The sequence below is a fragment of the Paenibacillus sp. BC26 genome (assembly GCF_900116125.1).
In the GTDB taxonomy this organism is placed as follows: domain Bacteria; phylum Bacillota; class Bacilli; order Paenibacillales; family Paenibacillaceae; genus Paenibacillus_Z; species Paenibacillus_Z lignilyticus.
In genome coordinates this window covers 692,823-713,066 of record NZ_FPAD01000001.1, presented here as the reverse complement: position 1 = coordinate 713,066, position 20,244 = coordinate 692,823, and the positions used below count along the sequence as shown (strand labels likewise).

At 52.8% G+C, this 20,244-nt stretch carries 16 protein-coding genes; all 16 read right to left on the bottom strand.

Going from position 1 to position 20,244, the window contains the following annotated elements; translation table 11 throughout:
* Positions 1 to 102: 102 nt before the first annotated feature.
* Entirely contained in the window at positions 103 to 654 is a 552-nt protein-coding gene (locus BM412_RS32745; protein ID WP_177245635.1) for an acyltransferase, read from the bottom strand.
* A gap of 18 nt (positions 655 to 672) precedes the next feature.
* The gene (locus BM412_RS03015; RefSeq protein WP_091213773.1) at positions 673 to 2,013 is read right to left on the bottom strand and encodes a lipopolysaccharide biosynthesis protein; all 1,341 of its coding nucleotides are present in this window, start codon (positions 2,011 to 2,013) and stop codon (positions 673 to 675) included.
* A gap of 21 nt (positions 2,014 to 2,034) precedes the next feature.
* Positions 2,035 to 2,934 carry a glycosyltransferase gene (locus BM412_RS03010; RefSeq protein WP_091213771.1) on the bottom strand — a complete coding sequence of 300 codons (900 nt, stop codon included), beginning with the start codon at positions 2,932 to 2,934 and terminating at the stop codon, positions 2,035 to 2,037.
* On the bottom strand, positions 2,931 to 3,980 hold the full coding sequence (locus tag BM412_RS03005; protein WP_177245634.1) for a glycosyltransferase family 4 protein: 1,050 nt from the start codon (positions 3,978 to 3,980) through the stop codon (positions 2,931 to 2,933). The genes BM412_RS03010 and BM412_RS03005 overlap by 4 nt, the downstream gene beginning before the upstream one ends.
* A 5-nt stretch (positions 3,981 to 3,985) precedes the next feature.
* Complete coding sequence (locus tag BM412_RS03000; RefSeq protein ID WP_091213766.1) at positions 3,986 to 5,203, bottom strand: glycosyltransferase family 4 protein; 1,218 nt, start codon at positions 5,201 to 5,203, stop codon at positions 3,986 to 3,988.
* Positions 5,200 to 6,513, bottom strand: coding sequence for an O-antigen ligase family protein (locus BM412_RS02995; protein ID WP_091213763.1), 1,314 nt, complete (start codon positions 6,511 to 6,513; stop codon positions 5,200 to 5,202). Before BM412_RS02995 ends, BM412_RS03000 begins: the two co-directional genes overlap by 4 nt.
* Positions 6,514 to 6,542: 29 nt before the next feature.
* Positions 6,543 to 7,799, bottom strand: coding sequence for a glycosyltransferase family 4 protein (locus BM412_RS02990; RefSeq protein WP_091213760.1), 1,257 nt, complete (start codon positions 7,797 to 7,799; stop codon positions 6,543 to 6,545).
* Positions 7,800 to 7,818: 19 nt separating this feature from the next.
* Positions 7,819 to 8,469 (bottom strand): sugar transferase, encoded by a 651-nt coding sequence (locus BM412_RS02985; protein WP_256256343.1) that lies wholly within the window; start codon positions 8,467 to 8,469, stop codon positions 7,819 to 7,821.
* A gap of 13 nt (positions 8,470 to 8,482) precedes the next feature.
* On the bottom strand, positions 8,483 to 9,382 hold the full coding sequence (galU, locus tag BM412_RS02980) for a UTP--glucose-1-phosphate uridylyltransferase GalU (protein WP_091213754.1): 900 nt from the start codon (positions 9,380 to 9,382) through the stop codon (positions 8,483 to 8,485).
* Between the two features lie 263 nt (positions 9,383 to 9,645).
* Positions 9,646 to 10,290, bottom strand: a complete 645-nt coding sequence (locus tag BM412_RS02975) for a CpsD/CapB family tyrosine-protein kinase (protein WP_091213753.1) — start codon at positions 10,288 to 10,290, stop codon at positions 9,646 to 9,648.
* On the bottom strand, positions 10,271 to 11,026 hold the full coding sequence (locus tag BM412_RS02970; protein WP_177245633.1) for a YveK family protein: 756 nt from the start codon (positions 11,024 to 11,026) through the stop codon (positions 10,271 to 10,273). Before BM412_RS02970 ends, BM412_RS02975 begins: the two co-directional genes overlap by 20 nt.
* A 300-nt stretch (positions 11,027 to 11,326) precedes the next feature.
* Complete coding sequence (locus BM412_RS02965) at positions 11,327 to 11,971, bottom strand: response regulator (RefSeq protein WP_091213748.1); 645 nt, start codon at positions 11,969 to 11,971, stop codon at positions 11,327 to 11,329.
* Between the two features lie 5 nt (positions 11,972 to 11,976).
* Positions 11,977 to 12,675, bottom strand: a complete 699-nt coding sequence (locus tag BM412_RS02960) for a sensor histidine kinase (RefSeq protein ID WP_177245632.1) — start codon at positions 12,673 to 12,675, stop codon at positions 11,977 to 11,979.
* A gap of 748 nt (positions 12,676 to 13,423) precedes the next feature.
* A complete protein-coding gene (locus BM412_RS02955) occupies positions 13,424 to 15,376 on the bottom strand; it encodes a beta-N-acetylhexosaminidase (protein ID WP_091213741.1) in 1,953 nt (650 codons plus the stop codon).
* Positions 15,376 to 17,652: a beta-glucosidase family protein gene (locus BM412_RS02950; RefSeq protein WP_091213739.1), complete on the bottom strand. Its 2,277-nt coding sequence runs from the start codon at positions 17,650 to 17,652 to the stop codon at positions 15,376 to 15,378. Before BM412_RS02950 ends, BM412_RS02955 begins: the two co-directional genes overlap by 1 nt.
* Entirely contained in the window at positions 17,645 to 20,221 is a 2,577-nt protein-coding gene (locus BM412_RS02945) for a glycoside hydrolase family 3 N-terminal domain-containing protein (protein ID WP_091213736.1), read from the bottom strand. The genes BM412_RS02950 and BM412_RS02945 overlap by 8 nt, the downstream gene beginning before the upstream one ends.
* Positions 20,222 to 20,244 lie beyond the last annotated feature (23 nt).

Genomic DNA, 20,244 nt, shown 5'->3' with positions numbered 1-20,244 from the left:
CGTCTCCTCCGTGTCTCTTCTCTCTCTCTCTCTCGAGCTTGTTCAAAAAGCGAGGCTGCAGGGTTAAGCGATGTGCCTTCCGCGCTTTTTGAACAAGCTCCGTCACTTGGTCCACTTCACGTTCTTCTTGATGGGCTTCGCGGGGACGCCTGCGACAAGCGTGTGGGCTGGCACGTCTCTCGACACAACCGACCCTGCAGCCACAACCGCGCCTTCCCCGATCGTGACCCCTTTCAGAATAATCGCCTTATTGCCGATCCAGACACGATTGCCGATAATGGTCGGCTTGGTCGCCAAGCTGCCCTCCATGCTGTGATAGTCCGTATCCATAATGGTGACATCCCACGAGATGGCGCAGTGACTGCCGATTGTTACCTGCTTCTTGCATCTGATTTCGGTTCTTCGATTAATGAACGTGTGGTCGCCGATTTCAATGACAGCCTCGTTGGAATCCAAGTAAAATCCGGTATGCTTGTGCAGGATGACGTAGTCGCCGATGAAGAGCTTGGCTCGTTTGGCCTTCGACACCGTCATGCTTCCGCCTACCCGCAGCAGCTTCCCGCATTGATCGACATGCCTCCGAAAGAACGCACCGAGCAATACGCGATACCCGAATTTGAAGTAATCCTTGATGCTTCTGTTGCTTATGTTCATGCCGGTGATGCCGCCTTCCTAAGTTTGCATTCTTCGCGAGATGTGCTCGTATAGAAAGCGCAGATCGCTTTTGTCATACAGAATGCCGAGAATGCGAACCTTGAACACGATCCTCATCGCTGCGATCGTAATCAGAATGCGGATAACCGCGCCGAGCAGCAAAGCAATTGCGATGCCGTTCAAGCCATAAAGCGGCGTAAGGATGAAAAACAACCCGACCGTGATGGCCAGCGCGATCGCTTGCCGCATCGCTACCAATCCGGGGCGTCCCATCGCATTGAAGGAAGAGGCCAGAATCCATGAACCTCCGCCGATGATGCATTCGAGGGACAGCAGGTAGAACGCCGTGCCGGCTTCCAGAAACTGCTCTCCGTACAAGAGGCCCAGCAAATAATGGCCGATGAGCATTCCCGGAATAACCGCGATGGTCATGAGCAGGAAGGACAGCCGGAAGGCTCTGCCGACGGAAGCGATTATTTTGTCCTGACTGAGCCCCGTCACCTTCGGAAAAATAACGTTCGAAATGGCCGTCTGCACGACATTGAACACGCGAGATAACGTATAAACGACCGTATAGAGCCCGAAATCCCTCGGCGTTAGCAGCGTTAAAATAATCAGCTTGTCGCACTGTGAATACAGCGTGCCGAGCAGCTCTACGCCGAACACTCGTCCACCGTAGCCAAACAGCGTTCCCAGCACGATACGATCCGAGAATTTGCGCAGCCAGTTGAACGATAATTCATGCCGCAGCCGGTACAGCGCCCAGAAGATGACCATCAAACTCGTACAGAAGAATACGAATGCGGCGCCGTGCAGCGATAATTTGCCGATCGCCCACAAGACCAGCAGTCCCAGCAGATTGCTAAGCGGAACGTATAAGCGCAGTCCGTTATAGAGCACGAATTTATCCATGCTTTGCGTGAGTGCCGTCAGCAGATTGACAGCCAGCAGCATCGGCAATGTCAAGATCGTGTACCACTGGGCTGTGCGAATGACGTCATCGGGATAGTTACCGAGCCAGACGGGCAGGCCGATCCAGGCAATAATGCCGACAAGTACGCTGACCGGCACCTGAAACATGAATCCTGCTCGGATGTACTCTGCCGCTTTCCCCGCATGAATCTTCATGTTGTAAATAAGGGAGGTCGGAAGCCCGAATGAGACAAGCCCGGCCAACAAAGTCGGCCAGAACAGAATAGCCGAGAACATCCCTTTCCCCTCGACGCCGAACAATCGTGCGGTCACGATGGAGGTTAAAGTGCTTAACACCATAATGAGCAGATTGGCGACGCTGGTATGCAGGATCGTTCGGAATACGCTGCGGCCTGCTCCCGCTCTTGTAGCAGCTAGTTGATTCATGATTCAAAACATCCTCAAAGGTTAGATTCGCTTCAGCTGGTAGCTTCGCAGCACGCCGCTGATCAATCCGTTGTTATAAATAATCTTGCTGACATTCCGGAATATTCGCCGTTTATCGAACAGGAACAAGATCGTCAGCACGAGAAAGATCGGCAGCTTCACGAGCGATTTCATGATGATCCCCGTTTTTTGCTTCGAGGACACCGCGCTGCTGACCCCTTGCCAATAAATGCGCCGCAGCAGCCACTTCCGGCTGATTCGGCTTTGCGGAATCTTGTGCAGCACGGAAGCATGAGGCGTGTAGTAGACCGAATACTGCGTACGTATACGCGCAATCAGTTCGGCCTCTTCGCTGGAGAGCAAATTGCTTCCCACTCTGCCGAGATCCTCGCGGAAGGCATCCATCGTATCGAATACCGACATCCGGAAAGCAACATTGGCTCCGAACGGAATCGCCGGCTCCTTCATCTCCACAATGTCATCCGAATAATCCAATATGCTGTAGAGGGAATGGTTATCTCGGGACAGCCACCTTGGCGGGCTGCCTTCCCATGCGGGCTCGATTTTGCCGCCGACACAGCCGATTATCGGATCCCCGTCGAACAAGTCAATGATGTCGGCAAGCCAGTCCTTCGAAGCCTTCGCATCGTCATCCAAGAAGAGAATGATCTCGCCTCTTGCCTCGCGGATCGCACGATTCCGGGCGACGGATAAACCAAGTCGTTCCTCATACACGTAGCGAACCTGAATATCGACCATGTTCCGGAAGTCCAATACCGTTTGCTTGGTATGATCGGTGGATCGATTGTCGATCACGATGACCTCGAAAGGTTGTTTGCAGCTTTGCTGCAGCAGGCTGAGCAGCGCTTCCTTCACATCTGCTGCCCGATTATGTGTACAAATTGCTATCGTCGCTTTCATGCTTTCACCTCGTGCAGCTTTGTACCGCTATAAATAGGGATCATTTTACCGGCTATCCGGCTCCAATCGAGCTCTCGCAGCTTGGCCTCAATTTGCTTCTCCGTTTGCTTCATATCCATGTCCATGGACTTTCGAAGCGCATTGCGCAAGCCGTCAGGATCCTCCGGATTGTACAGAATGCCGCATTCGCCTGTTACATACTCACCGAGCGCGCCAAGATTCGGCGCTATAACCGGCTTACGATGGGATAAAGCCAGAATCGCGCTCCCGGATGTCGTGATTTGGTTGTAAGGCAATACGACCCGATCGGCCGCTTGCAGGTAGTCGGCCAGTTCATCATCACCCACAAACTGCGGATAAACGCTTATGGCTCCATCGCTGTTGTAGGCGTCGATGAAATCCAGGCTGTACCCCTTATCGACCCTTCCTGCGATTAGCAGACTGCAATGCTCATGATTCAGTGACGCGAACGCCTCCACGAGTCGATCAACCCCTTTGTACGGATTGATCCGACCGACGAACAAGAATAGGAACCGGTCCGGCGCGATCCCGAATTTCCGGCGGATATCCGTTCCTGTACCCGGATAGGCGCCAACATAATGGCCATGCGGCGTAACCACGAGCTTCCCAGGCGAAATCCCAAACACGCCGGCAACTTCCTGCTTCACCGACTCGCTCAGAACAAAAGCCCGATGGCAAACGGTCAAAATATACTTGCGCATGATGTAGTCCCAGCGTGTTCTGCCTGAATGCGGCCAAATGTTGTGAACGGTCCAGAACAAGCGAACGCCTCTGACCCTGTAATAGAGCAGCAGGAGCGCGAAGAACAACGACTTCACGACGGTCAATGCCAATCCGGATGCATGCTGATAGGAATTACTCGGCCAATGCATGTGGACGATGTCCCCGCTGCCCGGCTTCAGCACCGTTTCTTTGTCATAATGCTCGACATGCAGTCCTGCCTGCTCAATCGATTTGGTCAGCAGCTCGCTGTATTTATTGTCCGGGCTCGCTTTGGGCCACATGTAAACGGTCGACTTGCTCATGGTGCTCATCTCCCGTTCACCCCTGCCAGCGCATATTCATGCTGGCCATATTGAATTTGTTCATAGAGATTGAGGTGTTTGTCCAACAGCGATTGCGTCGTAAAGTTACGGCAATGCTTCAGACACTGCTCTCCAATCCGTCTTCTCTCGTCGCCCCTTAAAGCATGGAACGCGATGATTTTGGCTTGGATCGCTTCCGCGCTCCCCGGAGCAAAGAGAAATTCACCCGGATTCCAGACCGCATCCGGAATTCCCCCGACCGCCGACGCGTAAACCGGGGTTCCGACCTGATAGGACTCGATGATGACCCGTCCGAAAGGCTCTTCCCATATGGAAGGGACAAACGTAACATCGACGCGTCCCATATGGCTGCGGGCTTCTTCCGGTGTAACTTTGCCGGTAAACACGAACCGATCATCGGAGCTGCACAACTCCTGAAGCTGCTGCTTCAATCCCCCATCGCCGCAAATCATCACTTGCTCTACCATCTTGCGCGGCAGGAAACGGATGGCGTCGATGAACTCGCGCACGCCTTTCTCGGCTTCGATTCGCCCGAAATAACCGATTCGCAGCGGCTCGCGCTGAAAGTCTTTCGCTCCGCTTTCGATAGCGCCGTCCACGGCGTTCGGAATGACCAGCTTTGCAGCATTAGGGAACAATCCCGCATCCGTATGGCGCTTTAGAATATGGGATGAAATTCCGACAACCGCCGATACCCGTTTGCTGTAACCAAGCGAAGTCGAGTGATACACACGCGCTAACGCCTGGTTCTTGATGGGCGAGCTGACCGGCGAGAGGAGCGAATAGTCCCGGAGCGTATGCGCCACAGGCAAGCCTTGTTCGGCGCAAGCTGACCAGATCCCCGAGCCAAGCCCGGATAAATTCTGGGTGTGCACCAGATCCGGTTTGATCGCTGACAAGAGGCTGCGGAACGTCTTGATTTGCACCGGATTGTAAAGATCGATCATCCTGCGTGCCGCTTTCATCAATGTTCCGCGTCCCTGAGGCTCGCCGATCCAGTACAGATTGTTATAAGGCAGCCGATGCACGGTGACGCCGTTGATCACTTCCGTGTACACACCGGCGCTTCGCTTCTGACCGCCAACCGTCAAGACATGAACCTCAGCGGCGGAGACCAGCGATTCCGCTAAGATTTGCGTCGATATTTCCGCGCCGCCTATGATGTACGGCGTGTATAAACTATTTACAATTAAGATTCTCATGCAATTCGTTTCATTCCCTTCATGCGCTGCATCACGCTTCCTACTGCCACGGCAGCCGGCTGTTCATTGAAAAAACCGCCTCGGATGAACCCGATCAACAGCCAAAAGTTCACAAAGGAATAGGAATCGAAGTTCATGACGAGCGAAACGCACAGCGCAAAAGCGAATTTAGCGTAAGGACTCGCACCCGCGCTTCTTAAGGCGGAGAACATAAAGCCGAAGAACAGCGCGGCACCGATCAAACCTTCCTCTGCGAACACTTTGGACAACAAATTCCGTGACGTTGCCATCTCAGGAGTGTCGAAGACGAGATCATGTACCTCTTTGAACACCAAACCATCATTGAAATTCTTCAGCAATAGTTCCGCAAAATCCCTGTAATAGAATCCTCCCCCAACGCCGAAGAGCGGGTGGTGTGCGAATTCCAAGAAACCGATAGCCGGGAAAACAACCCGGATGAAAAACGAATTATCGGTCTTGATCAGGGAATTGAAATCAAACTGGAACCGGTCCGTAAAGTAACCGCTGACGTGGAAAGCTTCTAACAGGAACGGAACCCCTACCCCTACGACAAGAACGCATGCCGCAAGCACAAGCAGCATTTTTCCCCGGTTCTTGCTCGTTATCAGCACGTAGATGAGCAGCGCGGTCAGCAATACGCTGTAGGCATAAGCCGAGAAGGATAACACCAGCAGCACCGCCGTACCGATCAGCAGCACCAAATGTTTGCGGAAACCCTGCTTGAACAGGTAAAACATCAGAATGCCGCCGCTCAGCATATGAATGGCTCCCCACGATGGCTCACCGGACAGCAGTTGAATACGTCCGCGATACACCTTCTCCGAGAACAGCCCGGTTAGAGGCAAGGAGAATCCGCTGTGAAGAACAAGCGCATCCACGAGCTGTATGAACCCGAAAGCCACCGGCGGGATAAAACCGATTAACAAGCTCTTGGCGATCCATCCTTTCAAGGCAGGATCCGTCTTCGTTTCTTCGGCGATATAGACGGACACCCTGTACATCGATAGGCCAAACAACAGCGTAATGACATGCTTCAGGCTGCTGCCCGCATCTTCATAGCCAATCGCGGCCACCAAGGAATGCCCGATGCTGTAGATAACGAATGCGATAAAGAAGAGGTCTCCCGGCCTGAACCGGAAATCGCAGAACAACAGCAGAAACGACGCTGCGAACATCGGAAACATGGCGACCGGACGATAGACCGAGAAGTGAAAATACGGCAAGCTATCGTAGGTTAAAACCGCCAAGGAGAAGAGAAATAGCATAATAATAAGATTTCGAAGGACCATGAATGCACCTGCTCTTGGCGCAATCGGAGCTATGATAAGATCAGCTCCATATGTTTGCGTGTGACGGAGCTGCTGAAATGACCTGCGACATAGCGTACCGAATTGCGCGATACTTTCTCGTTAATCTCTGGGTTGCTGAGTAGAAGCAGTACGTTCTGAACGATTTCGTCATCCGAATCGCAGATGAATAAATCCTCGCTGTGATTGGCGCTGATCCCTTCGACGCCGATCTGATTGGTTACGACCGGAACGCCCCAGGACATCGCCTCCACGATTTTCGTTTTGATGCCTGTCCCGAACAGCAGCGGAGCGATCATGAGCGCGCAATTGCTGACAATCTGCTTCACGTCATCCACTTCTCCTGTGACGACTACGCCCGGATAAGCTTCCTGCAGCTGCAGTACTTCGGCGGTTGGATTCTTCCCGACAATATAGAAGGTAGCATCCGGCGCCTTCCGCTTGATCTTCGGCCATATTCGTTCGCAGAAATAGACGACGGCGGAGCTGTTATGCGGGATGTCCATCTTGCCGACGAACACCAGCTTGTTTCGGTCATACCGGCGCGGTCCGCTGCCCTGCCGTCCATCCGGTTCGAACTTCATCGGAATGCCGTAACAGGATTCGTGGCGGGTAACCTTCTGGAAGCTTTCCGCTTCGGTCGGCGAGGTGAAGATGAGATGGTGAAAATGGGCCGCCACCCGCTTCTCGTACTTGCCAAGCAGCTGGCTCTCCAGGTTGATCAACCATTTCTGAATAAACTTCACATCCGCTAAACGCTTCAGCTTGCCCGGCAATTTGTCCGCAAACCCGCCAAGCGCGGAAGGGATATAATGAAACCATTCCAGCTGCCGCCGATAGCGCAGCGATAACAGATCATCGTAGCTCAGAACCTGTCTGCCTTGTTCCTCAGACACATATTCCGCAACGCGCACCATGTCGTACAAGATGAGCTCCGGTTTCTCCGATTGCACAATTTCCTTGATTTTCCGATGCGTCTTCCGGCTGTAATAAGCAGATACCTGAAGCGGCCATCTTCTTAGCAGCAGGGAGTATATCGCGACATTAAATAGCTTCTCAGCCAATCCCGGCAGCTCGAGACACACCAATCGATCAATTTCATCCGGCCGATGCTTGAGATACCGGTCATCATCCACGAAGGATAAATTAACGATTTCGCTGCCCGGATAAATCTCTTTCATTTGCCGAATGTATTGCAGCAGCATATTTTTCCGTCCATCCGTATTCGGGAAGGGAAACCGGTTCGTAATAAACATGATGGTTTTCATGTGCAGTCCCTACCCCCTATCAAAAAGCATCCTTGGCACCGAGCAGAAGCTTGAAGGTTTTGAAAATAATTTTCAAATCGCCTGTTACGCTTCTCTTCTGGATATATTCCAAGTCCAGCTTTACCATTTCTTCGAAGCTCAGGTCATTGCGACCGCTGACCTGCCATAATCCCGTGCAGCCCGATGTCACCGTCAGCCTGAGCTTGTCGTACTCCGAGTACTCTGCAACTTCTCTTGGCAGCGGTGGCCTGGGGCCTACCAGCGACATATCGCCTTTGAGTACGTTAACCAGCTGCGGAAGCTCGTCGATGCTTGTTTTCCGAATGAATTTGCCGACCCTTGTAATGCGCGGATCATCCTTCATCTTGAACATGGCACCTTGAATTTCATTCTTATCCAGCAAATCCTTCAGCTTCTCCTCCGCATTTGAAACCATCGAGCGGAACTTGTACATCTTGAACGGTTTCTCATCCTTGCCAATGCGAGTTTGATAGAAGAACGCCGAACCTTTCGGATCTTCCAGCTTAATCAGGATTACAATGAGCACAAACAAGGGCAGGAGGATAATTAATCCGAGCAGCGCACAGCTAATATCCATCATGCGTTTGACCAGCGTATAGAAAACCAAGTTGTTATACGTTTGCAGAGCCCGATGTTCCGACACCTTCATGACAGCTTCCTGATCAAATTGTCGATTCATGAGATACACTCGCTCTTTCCCGCTCGAGAATTTCCTCGAGCTCTTCTATTAATTGGTAACGCAGCTCGCGGTTGCCGAGCGCGAAATCGATCGTTGTCATTATGAATCCGAGCTTCTCGCCAACATCATAGCGAGTCCCCTCGAAATCGTAGGCGTATACGCCGGAATCCTCATTCAGCTTCTGAATGGCATCCGTCAATTGAATTTCCCCGCCTGCTCCCGTCTCATGCCGGCCCAAATATTCGAAAATATCCGGGGTTAGCACGTAACGTCCCATAATCGCCAAATTCGACGGCGCTTGTCCGAATGGCGGCTTCTCCACGAAGCGGTTGACGGTGCACAGCCGTCCGGCACTTTCAAGCGGATCTACGATCCCGTAACGATGGGTTTGGTGAGCGCCAACGGCTTGAACACCAATAACGGATTTTCCCGTTCGTTCATATTGCTCGATGAGCTGCCTGGTGCAAGGAACATCCGCTTTGACGATGTCATCGCCGAGCAGCACCGCGAACGGCTCGTCACCGATAAAATTGCGTGCACACCATACGGCATGCCCGAGGCCTCTTGCCTCTTTCTGACGGATATAGTGAAGCTCTACGTTAGATGACTGCTGTACTTTCCTGAGAATGTCGTGTTTCCCTTTCTCCTCGAGCGTATGCTCAAGCTCAAAGGCAATATCGAAGTGATCCTCAATTGCACGTTTTCCTTTGCCCGTGACGACGATGATGTCTTCAATACCGGATGCGATCGCTTCCTCCACGATGTACTGGATTGTCGGCTTGTCGACAATCGGAAGCATTTCTTTGGGCATTGCCTTGGTTGCGGGTAGAAACCTAGTACCGAGTCCAGCCGCAGGGATAATTGCTTTTCTCACTTTTTTCATTGATCTCACCCTATCCAATTTATTTCTGTATCTATGTCGTGTTCTAAAAACACGAGCTATGTTTTCTCGCCATGGAGTAAAACATAGCTCGTATTTCTAGATAAGAAGAATCGAATCTAAAAATAGAGTAGGGCATTGAACCCTCCCTCACGTCATACCCCTGACGATAAACGTCTAAGGCCGCTTGACCCACAGCATAACCGAGTGCCTCCGGTGATAAAGGAGCAGGAGACATTTCCTTAAATCGGCAGAGATGTTGGTTGCTAACGGCCTGCGCGATTGAGAACAGCTCCGATGACGGTTGCTTGACCATACTCCAGTGCTGCCATAGCTTTGGCCGCTATATCGTTCTTCACTTTTCCCGGCTTCACAACAAGCACGACACCATCGCTCTTGTTGGCTAATATCAGTGGATCCGTAACCGTCATAATCGGAGGCGTATCGATGATAACGATATCGAAGCGCTCCTTTGCAATCTCCAGCAATGCCGTCATCTCCAGCGAATCCAGCAGCTCAGACGGTCCATCCGGTTCCGGCCCGGCAGTCAATACATACAAATTCTCGATGCTTGTTTGCTGAATAACCGCTTCAAGCTCGCTGTGATCGGCTAATGCCGTACTTAACCCGTAACGATCGTTATTAAGCCCGAATATATGATGCTGAACGGGCGTTCGCAGGTCTGCATCGATGAGCAGCACCCTCTTATTGGCTTGAGCGTAAGTGACCGCAACATTGGCTGCCGTCGTGCTCTTCCCTTCGCCCGGCAGCGCCGACGTAATCATGACGCTCTTCAATGCTACATCCCGGTTCGAGAACGAAATTTTCGTCCGCAAGCTGCGATAAATTTCGGATACGGCCGACTTCGGATTGTTTTCGGTGATAAGACTTCTATGCATCAAGCGAGACATTGCTTTTCCTCCCTGACAGCTGTTTCATCTGAGCATTATGGCCGCTGGTGCTCTTAACGCTTCGTTTGATTTTCGGAATATCCGCCAGCACGGGAATTCCGAACTGTGCCTGGACATCTTCCTCCGTCTTAACCGTGTTATCCAGCTGATCCAGAATAAAAGCGGCTACGACGCCGGCCATCAAAGCCAGTACGAAGGTGACCATCATGTTCATCGCCGGATTAGGCGATACTTGGCTTCGGTGTTGCGTTGGATCGGCCAAGTTCAGAACCGCGATATTGTCCAATTTCATAAGCGTCCGAATTTCTTGGCGGAAGACCTCCGACATGGCGTTGGCGATATTGGCCGCTCGCTCAGAAGAAGTATCTCGGACGGTAATTGTCATGACCTGCGTATCATTGATGGAGCTGACACTCACTTTCGAAGCAAGCTCGCCCGCGCTTACGCCCAGCTCCGGATGTTCCTTTACGACTTTCTCCATGACGCGCGGCGTCCGGATAATTTCCTTATAGGTTTTGATCAGCAATATATTGGAGTTGATGGAACCGACATCAATGGTTGAATTGTTCGGATCCGCTTCCTTGCTCTGACCTACGATCAGCTTCGTCGAAGCTTCGTATTGCGGTTTCACGAAGTGGCTCGTGTAGTAGCCGACAAGCGTGCAGCTGACTATCACCATTAGAGCGATCAGCCACAGTTTCTTTCTGACAATGCCCCAATATCGTTGTAATTCCAAGCTAGTTCCTCCGATACCGCGTTCATAGGTAGAGATTGAACACTATTTTAGTCTGAATATTCTGATTTATTTATGTGTTGCTATCAGCCTTCCAGGGCTCGACCTTCCCCTTGGCGTAAGGCCATTCCTCTGTGCACCTTAATTGTATAGCGACTTCACGTCTCAAGACTATTGAACGGCAGGATAATTTTGTTGCATCGCAAGTTGTACGTCCGGCCGCCCCCAATGGATACAGTCGAATTATACTTTCGTACCATAGGCACCCCAAGAAGAACAAAAAGAGCGGCGGTCGCCCCTCTTTTAAGTAGTTCCGGATAGCTCATCCGACAATGCGTACGCAGCTACTCCCCGCGACTGCGCATAAAGAGCAGCTTGCGTGCGGTCATTTACATTTAATTTTTGAAAAATATTACTAATATGTTTCTTAACCGTGGACTCGCTGATCATCAGCTTCTGCGCCAAAGCACTGTTGGATAATCCTTCTCCCAGAGAGGAAAGCACATTGCGTTCCTTCGGTGTCAGCTTCTCGAGCGGATCGTCCGGGTCCTTACGGATTAGGACATCCATGAGCCCTTGATCAAAGTATTTTCTTCCCCGGTCAATCATCTTGATGGCGAGCAGCAGCTCCTCGGGCATGGAATCTTTCAGTACATAGCCGTCAGCGCCGCACTCCTCTGCCCGGCGAATATCCGCTTCTGCCGCAGATGAAGTAAGCATCATGAAACGGCAGCCATGATCTCGAAACTGTTCGACCACGTCAAAGCCGCATTGGTCGCCAAGTCGAATATCGACGATGGCCAGATCAGGCTCAGTCGTCTCTATGAGCTGTACAGCCTCTTCGACCGTCTCAGCCTCTCCGATGATTTCAATTCCTTCTTCCTGCGCCAGTACGGCGATCAGGCCTTTGCGGACCACATGATGGTCATCCACAATGACGATTTTCAAGTCGATCACCCGCTTTTCGTAGTTTGGCCGGTTGCTTTATGAACGCCGGTTATCGGCAGTAAGACCCGAATGACAGTCCCGCTCCCTTGCTTCGTGCTAATTCCAAACTTACCGCCCAGTGATGCGGCAAGCGTGCGCATGTTGGATAAACCGAATCCTGAATCCGGTTTGCTTGGTTTGATCAGCCAAGGGTTAAAGCCGCGTCCGTTATCTTCGATGGAGAGTTTGACAATCCGGGGCTCCACAGTCAAATGAATCGTTATCCTGCTGCTCGCTCCATGGCGGATTGCATTGCCTACCCCTTCCAGGATCATTCGATACAGCGCTTTTTGATGATTTATAGAAAGTCGGTCGTCCGAGTTAGGTGCGTGGAAACGGATTTCTACTCCGTTCAATTTGGCCTGATTGGCCAGATGTGATTGTACGATGCTGATCCAGGAAGCATTGTCGTTCTTATCGCTCTCGCGAGAGCTCAGATTGTAAATCGATGCACGCAGTTCACGGGAAGCCGCCAGTGCCGCTTCTTGAATTTCTTGCATCTGCTCTTGGGTCCGGACGTCATTCATTCCGTTGCAGTCACCTTTCATTGACTGAATGGCGTAAATGATACCGAACAAATGCTGGGAAACACGATCATGCAGTTCCTCAGCGATCCGGTTACGCTCCTCGATTAAGAATCGTTCTGACTCGATCTGAATTGCCATCGTTATCATCACCTTTCTTGCCATTCATTTGAAAACCACTTCCGGTTATGGAGTGCTCATACTATGAACAATATGAGAGAATCTTAAGTTTTCGTCATGGATATCCAAAATCGGACAATGGGCTCCTCATCTCAACATACCTTGAGAAGGTTGACATGGACATAATGCAGGAGTACTGATTTTGTTAACCGTTCGTTTACAGGTATACAGTGACCTTGGACTCAATTGCGGATACCCATCGTTTGTCGAATACGGAGTAGATAGCTAACGAACGAGGTTAGCTCCTGTAATCTTTTTGTAAGAGCAAAAACGAGATAGCAGAGCACTGCGCTAGGAAAGAGAACGATTCTCAATAGCGTCGTTCGGGCCGATTCTTGGCGCTTCTGACGATTGGGCCTCATTACCCAATTAGGGGTTATAGAGAACCTTGGCGAAGTGGGACTATGAGCAACCCTCAAAATCATATCTTTAAATAAAATTTAAGTATTATTTACATATTTTAGCTGAAACACTCCCCTTAGTAGTATCGGACATGGTGCTTTTGCACACTGCACAAGTACAAATAAGAGTTAATAATGAGAAAAAAGTGAGAATAATGAGAAGAATAATTTGCCATATCCGCCTTCACTTCGGGCAAGCCATTACTTACCCTCATCCTATTTATATGAAACAGCAGCGTTGGATTTCCAGAAAACAGAAGGCCGCCGGATCCTCATCCGACGGCCGTTAAGTTGGCATTTCGCGTTTGTTAAGATTGGTTGTTCAGCTCCTGCAGCCTTTCGGAGTATTGATTAAGCAGCTTTGCGAAAGCCGCCGTGCTGGCAGTCAATCCACCCTCGCGGTTGCGAACAAGCCATAACCGCTTGAATTCCGCTGTCGCGAGCTCAAGCTGCTCTTCAAGCTGTTCCAGCCAAGCGATCTCGGACGGTACATCAGGCAGCGCCTGACGGTAAATATACTTATGAAGTCCGGCACCTTGCTCGATCAGCAGAAGCGTGTTCACAAGCTCGTCTCTCAGTATATCCGCATCCGCTCCGGCGAGCTCGAGACAGTCGAGCTCCATGCGGCGTGCCCGCAGCCAGTCTTCCATCTCCGAGTAGCGGTAATCAAGCCGAAATGGCTTCCCGCTGCCACCGAGCATTCGGAAGACATCCACCATGATTTCCATTTCCCGTTCCAGCTTAGCTCGATCGGACAGTCCCCGATTCATGAGATGGCTCGTGTACGTCATATTCTCCATCGTGCTGCGCTCCAGATGATAGTAACGTCCCATTTCCAACAGAAGCTTAGCCCCGCCGCCGCTCCGGTCCTGCAGCATCCGCATCGCAACATGGTATTCGAACGGCAGCAGTCGATCTATATTGGTCTCGGTCTGCCAGCTTGCGCCTGCCGCATAAGCGAAGCCCGGGTAGCTGATCGGCAGCGCTTGCCAATGACCGGCATCTCCCCAATCCGCGACAATGAAACCGCCGGCACCATAGGTTTTGCCGGTCTGCGCCGCATCCGCGATGTTGCCGAGCATATTGTCGGTGCGTCCGGATATCGACGACCAGGAGCTCGTTCCCGGACAAACATAGAAAGGAATTCCGTTCTCCTGTAACATCTTGCAGCGCGGTTCGAACGGAACCGGAGCGTCATAGTTCCAGTGAAGCACGGTTACGTCCTCCGGCAGATGCTTGACGATTTCCGGATGATGAGCGAGCACGTCGCCCCACATCAATGTTTTCATCCCGTGACTGCGCGCAATGTCAAAGACCTGTTTCGCATAGTCCAAATACAGCGCACCAACCCCGATCTCGTCAGCTCGCTCCTTACTGGCACCTGTACCGAGGCCAAACGGCTCGTCCATGTTGATGTTCACGTACTCGGAAGAGAAGTTCGGCAGCAAGGCATCGAACATATCTTGTACGAGCGCTATGGAACGTTCGTCTAACGGATTCAGCGTCATCGGCGGCAGCTTGAACGGAAGCGGCGCCGGTGCCGGCAATCCGTCCGGATGTTCCGCAAGGTCTCTGAACTCCGGCTTCGCCAGCCATGGCCCCATATGGCCAAGACAGTTCTGATTCGGCACGAGATCGATATAACGCGCCTTCGCATAGATATCCAGCTCGCGATATTCGTCGGCTGTCATCGGCGTTTCTCCCGGGAACAATTCAGCATACTTGCTGTAGTTGAAGCTGAAGCCTTCCGTGTAGAGCTGAAGGTGATTGATCTTCATCCCAGACAGCAGGTCGATGAAGGCGAACAAGGTTTCCATCTTCGGAATTTTGTTCCGACCGATGTCGAGCATGACGCCCCTTACCGGATAGTCCGGCTCGTCCTCGATCAAGCAGTGTAACCATGTCGCGTATCCACGCTGACCTTCGATCATCTGCGCAGCGGTCAGCAGCGCGTAATGCAAGCCTTGGGCGGTGGAGCTTGCGAGACGCAAGCCGTTCACGTTCCATTCCACGACGTACCCTTGGGGATGAAGTCCTTCTTGGACTTCCACGACAGCTTGCACGGAAGGCGCAATGCCTTCCATTACTGAAGCGGCGGCTTGTAACGATGCTTCAAGTCGCTCCTTCACTCCGGTTTGTTCAGCGAAACGAGCAGCTTTCGGCCCCGACGCCTTCAATTCAAACTGAGCTGCGGAAGGGAAGCTTTCTCCTGAACTTGTGTAGGAACGCGGCTGCGGATACAGATAGACCGGGCATGTCATTATGATGCATCCTCCCCGTTCAAGCCGCGAATGACCGCCGCGAGCTGGATTTCCGTGAACTTGCCTCCGCTGAAAGAAAGCAGGCCGCGTAAGGGCATATGCTCTAAGAAAGCTTTGAGCAATGCGGCATGCTCGGAATGGAGCGCGGAAGCAAACGGCAAGTTCGCGATCAGTCGCTGCACGAACGCCTCGCCGGCCGGAGTTCTGCTTAGCTCCGACAGCGTGGAGTTGCGATGGAACGACAGCTTACGATCAGAAGTAGAGATTACGGACACTTCCTCTGTCAGCATGATCTCACGGGAAGAATGGCCAATAAGCAGCTTGAAGACGCCTGATTCTACCGTCCATTCCTCTGCTTCCGTATCGTAATAGGCGAAGCAGCGTTTGTTCAGCTCGAACGAGACGGTTTTGGTTTCTCCGGGTTCAAGCTCAACCTTGTCGAAGCCTTTCAGCTCCTTGTCCGGCCGAATAACCGTACTTACCTCGTCGGATACATACAGCTGCACGACTTCTTTGCCGGCACGAGGACCCGTATTCGTCACCTTTACCGAAACTTGAAGCATATCCGTATCCCTCATCGTTTTCTTGTCCAAGGTTAGATCCGAGTAAGCAAAAGCAGTATAGCTGAGTCCGTAACCAAACGGGAATAGCGGCTGCACATTCTTCTTGTCATAATACCGGTATCCGACGAAGATTCCCTCGCGGTACTCGGAGCGATCTCCCTCGCCGGGATAAAACAGATAAGACGGGTTATCGCTCAGCTGCACCGGGAATGTCTCCGCAAGCCGTCCCGACGGGTTCGCATCCCCGAACAGCAGATCCGCGACCGCGCCGCCCATGGCCTGTCCACCCAAGTAGGCTTCCAGCACGCCTTTGGCACATGCCAACCAAGGCATCTCGACAGGAGCGCCATTGCACAATACGACGATCAAATTCGGCTGTACCGCAGCTATCGCTTCTATTAAAGCAATCTGATTCGCAGGCATCCGCAGATGCCTGCGATCGAAGCCTTCCGACTCATACCGCTTCGGCAATCCCGCGAACAGCACAGCGGCTTCGGCATCCGAAGCTGCTTTTACGGCTTCCGCAGTCAATTGGGAATCCGCTTCATCCGCATCCGACTCGTACCCTTTCGCAAAAACAAGCTCCGCCGCTTCCCCTGCGGATTTCCCCAGCTCCGCGATGATATCGTCCATCTGCGTGGGCCTGATCTGGGAGCTGCCGCTGCCTTGATAACGCGGCTCCTTGGCCATCGCACCGATAATCGCGAGCTTCGAGCCTTTACGAAGCGGAAGAATATCGTCTTCGTTCATCAGCAGCACCATGCTCTCTTGCGCGACCTCCCGCGCCAGCCTATGATGGGCAGCCTGGTCGAATGTCGTTCCCGGACGCCGGCTATCGACCGCTCTGAACACGATCTTCAGGATGCGTTCAACCGCATCATCCAGCTCCTTCTCGGTCATCTCGCCGTTTCGGATCGCCTCCAATATCCGGAGATCGCCTTCACCGTTGCTCGCCGGCATTTCCAGCTCCAGTCCTGCTGCAAGCCCCTTCGCCCGGTCTTCAACCGCACCCCAGTCTGACACGACGAAACCTTCGTGACCCCACTCGTCCTTCAGAATATCGGTCAGCAGCTGCTTATTCTCAGAGGCGTATTCGCCGTTCACCTTGTTGTAAGCGCACATGACGGTCCAAGGCTGCGCCTGTTTCACCGCACCTTCGAAGCTGGCCAAATAAATTTCGCGCAGCGTCCGCTCGTCGACAACGGAGTCGGACGTCATGCGGCGATGCTCTTGATTGTTCGCCGCGAAGTGCTTCAGCGAGGCACCGACGCCCTGACTTTGGACGCCGGCAATATGACTCGCCGCCATCTCGGAGGACAGGAACGGATCCTCGGAGAAGTACTCGAAATTACGCCCGCACAGCGGCGATCGTTTAATGTTCACGCCGGGACCGAGCAGTACGCCGACCTCCTCCGCCTGACATTCAATCCCGAGCGCCTCGCCCATGCGCTGGATTAAGGCTCGGTTCCAGGAGCTGGCTACGCCGGCCGCCGATGGAAAACACGTCGACGGCACACTGTCGAACAGACCGAGATGATCGGCCGAAGCCTTCTGCTTACGAAGACCATGGGGGCCATCCGTCATCATGACCGATGGAATGCCAAGCCGTTCGATGCCGCGCGTATGCCAGGTGTCGGACCCCGAGCATAGGCTCGCCTTCTCTTCCAGCGTCATTTGCGAAATCAACGACTTCATATCACGACTTTCATGCATGCCCGATCCCCTCCGTAACTTTGGCTACCTCGATTAACTCGAACACCTCATATTGCTCCGCTCGGCGGCTGTCAGGGCCAATCATCACCCGGAATTCCCCGGGTTCCGCCGCATAACCGGCAGTCGGGGACCAGAAAATCAAATCCGCAGCTGCGATCTCGAATGTCACATTCCGATTCTCGCCCGGCTCAAGCTCAATCCGCGTGAAGCCCTTCAATTCTTTGACCGGCCGCACAATGCTTCCGCAGACGTCTTGAATATAGAGCTGTACGGTTTCAATGCCTGCAAGGCTTCCAACATTGCTTACGTTGACGCTTGCTGTGATGCTGCCGTCAAGCTCCATTACATTCGCGTTCAGCTTCACTTCGCCGTAAGCAAACCGAGAGTAGCTGAGTCCATAACCGAACGGATACAAAGGTTCGTTCGGGCCGTCGATATATTTCGAAATGAATTTCTGCTGGGTATTCGCTTGCGTCACCGGTCGTCCGGTACGGAAGTGGTTGTAGTAGACAGGCACCTGTCCGCCATGAACAGGGAAACTCATCGTCAGCCTGCCGGACGGATTAAAGTCTCCGCACAGCACATCGGCAATTGCATGTCCGGCCTGAGAGCCGAGGAACCACGTTTCCACGATGGCATTCATATGCTTGTCGAACCATTCGAGCTCCAAGGGCCTGCCGTTCGTAAGCACGAGCATCACCGGCTTGCCTGTTGCGGCAATCGCAGCCGCCAGCTCAAGCTGCGCATCGGGAAGGGAAATGCGCATACGCGACGCCGCCTCACCCGACATCTCGCTGCTTTCTCCGAGCGCAAGGATGACCAGATCCGCCTGCTTCGCTTGCGCGAGTGCAGCGTCAATGCCGCCGGAGAGCGGAGCGTTCACGCCGCAGCCTGGAGCATATAGCAGTTGATCCGGCATATATCCCTTCGCTGCCAAACCTTCGTACAGCGTGACGGTCTCCAGCCCATAGCGGGAGAATTGCCACGGTCCGAGCAGATCTTTGCTATCCGCGAACGGGCCGATCAAAGCGAGCTTCCGTGCTGCCGATTTCGCCTCCGACAGCGGGAGCACGCCGTCGTTCTTCAACAGCACAATCGATTTACGAGCCAGTTGACGGCTTGCCTCCAGATGCTCCTTGTGGAAATGAAGCTCGTCCTCCGCTTCCGGCCTTACATACCGGAACGGATCATCCATTAACCCGACCTTATATTTGAGGGTCAAGATCCGGCGCACGGCATCGTCAATCTGAGACGCCTTAAGCTGACCCGCTTCAAGCAGCTGAGGAATATGATCGAAAGCGCGAGTTACCATTTCGATATCCATCGTCGCGTCAACGGCTTTCCGGGCCGCCTCCGCGGCATCTCTTGCTTGTCCATGCTGCACGATTTCCTCAATTGCCCCGTAGTCCGAGATGAGAACGCCGTCGAAGCCGAGCTCGTTACGCAGCAGATCCTTCATGAGCGGGACGTTGGCCGCAACAGGCACGCCTTGATAGATGTTAAAAGCGTTCATAACCGAAGCTGCGTCTGCTTGAATGCCGGCGATGAACGGCGGCAGATAAACATTTCGAAGCATCGTCTCCGACAGATCAACCGAATTGTAATCCCGTCCGCCTTCCGATGCTCCGTAACCGATGAAATGCTTCAGACAAGCAACAAGCGTTTCCTTATCATGCAGCGATTGCTTCGACCTTCCTTGAAACCCTTCAACTTGAGCTTTAGCGATTAGTCCGGCCAAATAAGGGTCTTCGCCCGCTCCTTCCACAACGCGTCCCCAGCGGGGATCACGGGAGATGTCGACCATCGGCCCGTGGTTGTAGACCGTACCGGAAGCGGTTGCTTCGCGAGCGGCAATGGCGCATGCTTCCCGAATGGCTTCCATATCCCAGCTGCAGGACCAAGCCAGGGGAACCGGGAAAATCGTCTGCGCGCCATGGATGATATCCGCGTTGAATAGCAGCGGAATGCCATGCGGCGACTGTTCGACAGCGATCTTCTGCAGCTCGTATACGCGCCGGACGTCGAACGCACCGAGGATGGACCCCACTCGTCCTTCTGCAACCAGCTTCTCGGGCGGATCGGAGGCGATTTCCCCGCCGAACGAGAAGTTCGAAGATTGGCACTGACTCATCTGACCGATTTTCTCCTGAAGCGTCAACCGTTCGAGCAGCTGCTCCACCAACGCTTGAATTTCGGCTTCACTGCGGGGCTCGACGATGCCTTGCTTACGGTAAGGTGCCACCTCAGCTTGAAGCGAAGCCGATAGAGACGGTCCACGCCCCCGTTCTCCCTTCAACTCGTAAGTGCCGAACATGGGCAGATGGATGCTGCCGCTGAACGTATTTCCCTCGAAGGTCACGTGCAGCCTAATCGCCTCGTCCGGCTTCCAGAAGACATTTCCCGTTCCCTTCAGCGTGTTCCCTTGTACTTCGACTTCATCAATAAGGAGCGGCAGCGTGATCGGCTGCATCGCCATATCGAGCGTATAACCGTCTTTCCGGGACACCTTGAACTGAAGCTTCAGCTTCATTCGCGGCGTCTCGATGATCGAATACCATATGCCAAGCATGAATGCAAACCTCCTTGTATGCG

Bases quoted from the DNA above. Each gene is read 5' to 3' on its own strand.
- BM412_RS02960 (WP_177245632.1), bottom strand. From the start codon at position 12,675: ATGGCAATTCAGATCGAGTCAGAACGATTCTTAATCGAGGAGCGTAAC.
- galU (WP_091213754.1), bottom strand. From the start codon at position 9,382: ATGAAAAAAGTGAGAAAAGCAATTATCCCTGCGGCTGGACTCGGTACT.
- BM412_RS03000 (WP_091213766.1), bottom strand. From the start codon at position 5,203: ATGAGAATCTTAATTGTAAATAGTTTATACACGCCGTACATCATAGGC.
- BM412_RS03015 (WP_091213773.1), bottom strand. From the start codon at position 2,013: ATGAATCAACTAGCTGCTACAAGAGCGGGAGCAGGCCGCAGCGTATTC.
- BM412_RS02955 (WP_091213741.1), bottom strand. From the start codon at position 15,376: ATGACATGCCCGGTCTATCTGTATCCGCAGCCGCGTTCCTACACAAGT.
- BM412_RS02985 (WP_256256343.1), bottom strand. From the start codon at position 8,469: ATGAAGGTGTCGGAACATCGGGCTCTGCAAACGTATAACAACTTGGTT.
- BM412_RS03010 (WP_091213771.1), bottom strand. From the start codon at position 2,934: ATGAAAGCGACGATAGCAATTTGTACACATAATCGGGCAGCAGATGTG.
- BM412_RS02975 (WP_091213753.1), bottom strand. From the start codon at position 10,290: ATGTCTCGCTTGATGCATAGAAGTCTTATCACCGAAAACAATCCGAAG.
- BM412_RS02945 (WP_091213736.1), bottom strand. From the start codon at position 20,221: ATGCTTGGCATATGGTATTCGATCATCGAGACGCCGCGAATGAAGCTG.
- BM412_RS32745 (WP_177245635.1), bottom strand. From the start codon at position 654: ATGAACATAAGCAACAGAAGCATCAAGGATTACTTCAAATTCGGGTAT.
- BM412_RS02995 (WP_091213763.1), bottom strand. From the start codon at position 6,513: ATGGTCCTTCGAAATCTTATTATTATGCTATTTCTCTTCTCCTTGGCG.
- BM412_RS02950 (WP_091213739.1), bottom strand. From the start codon at position 17,652: ATGCATGAAAGTCGTGATATGAAGTCGTTGATTTCGCAAATGACGCTG.
- BM412_RS02990 (WP_091213760.1), bottom strand. From the start codon at position 7,799: ATGAAAACCATCATGTTTATTACGAACCGGTTTCCCTTCCCGAATACG.
- BM412_RS03005 (WP_177245634.1), bottom strand. From the start codon at position 3,980: ATGAGCAAGTCGACCGTTTACATGTGGCCCAAAGCGAGCCCGGACAAT.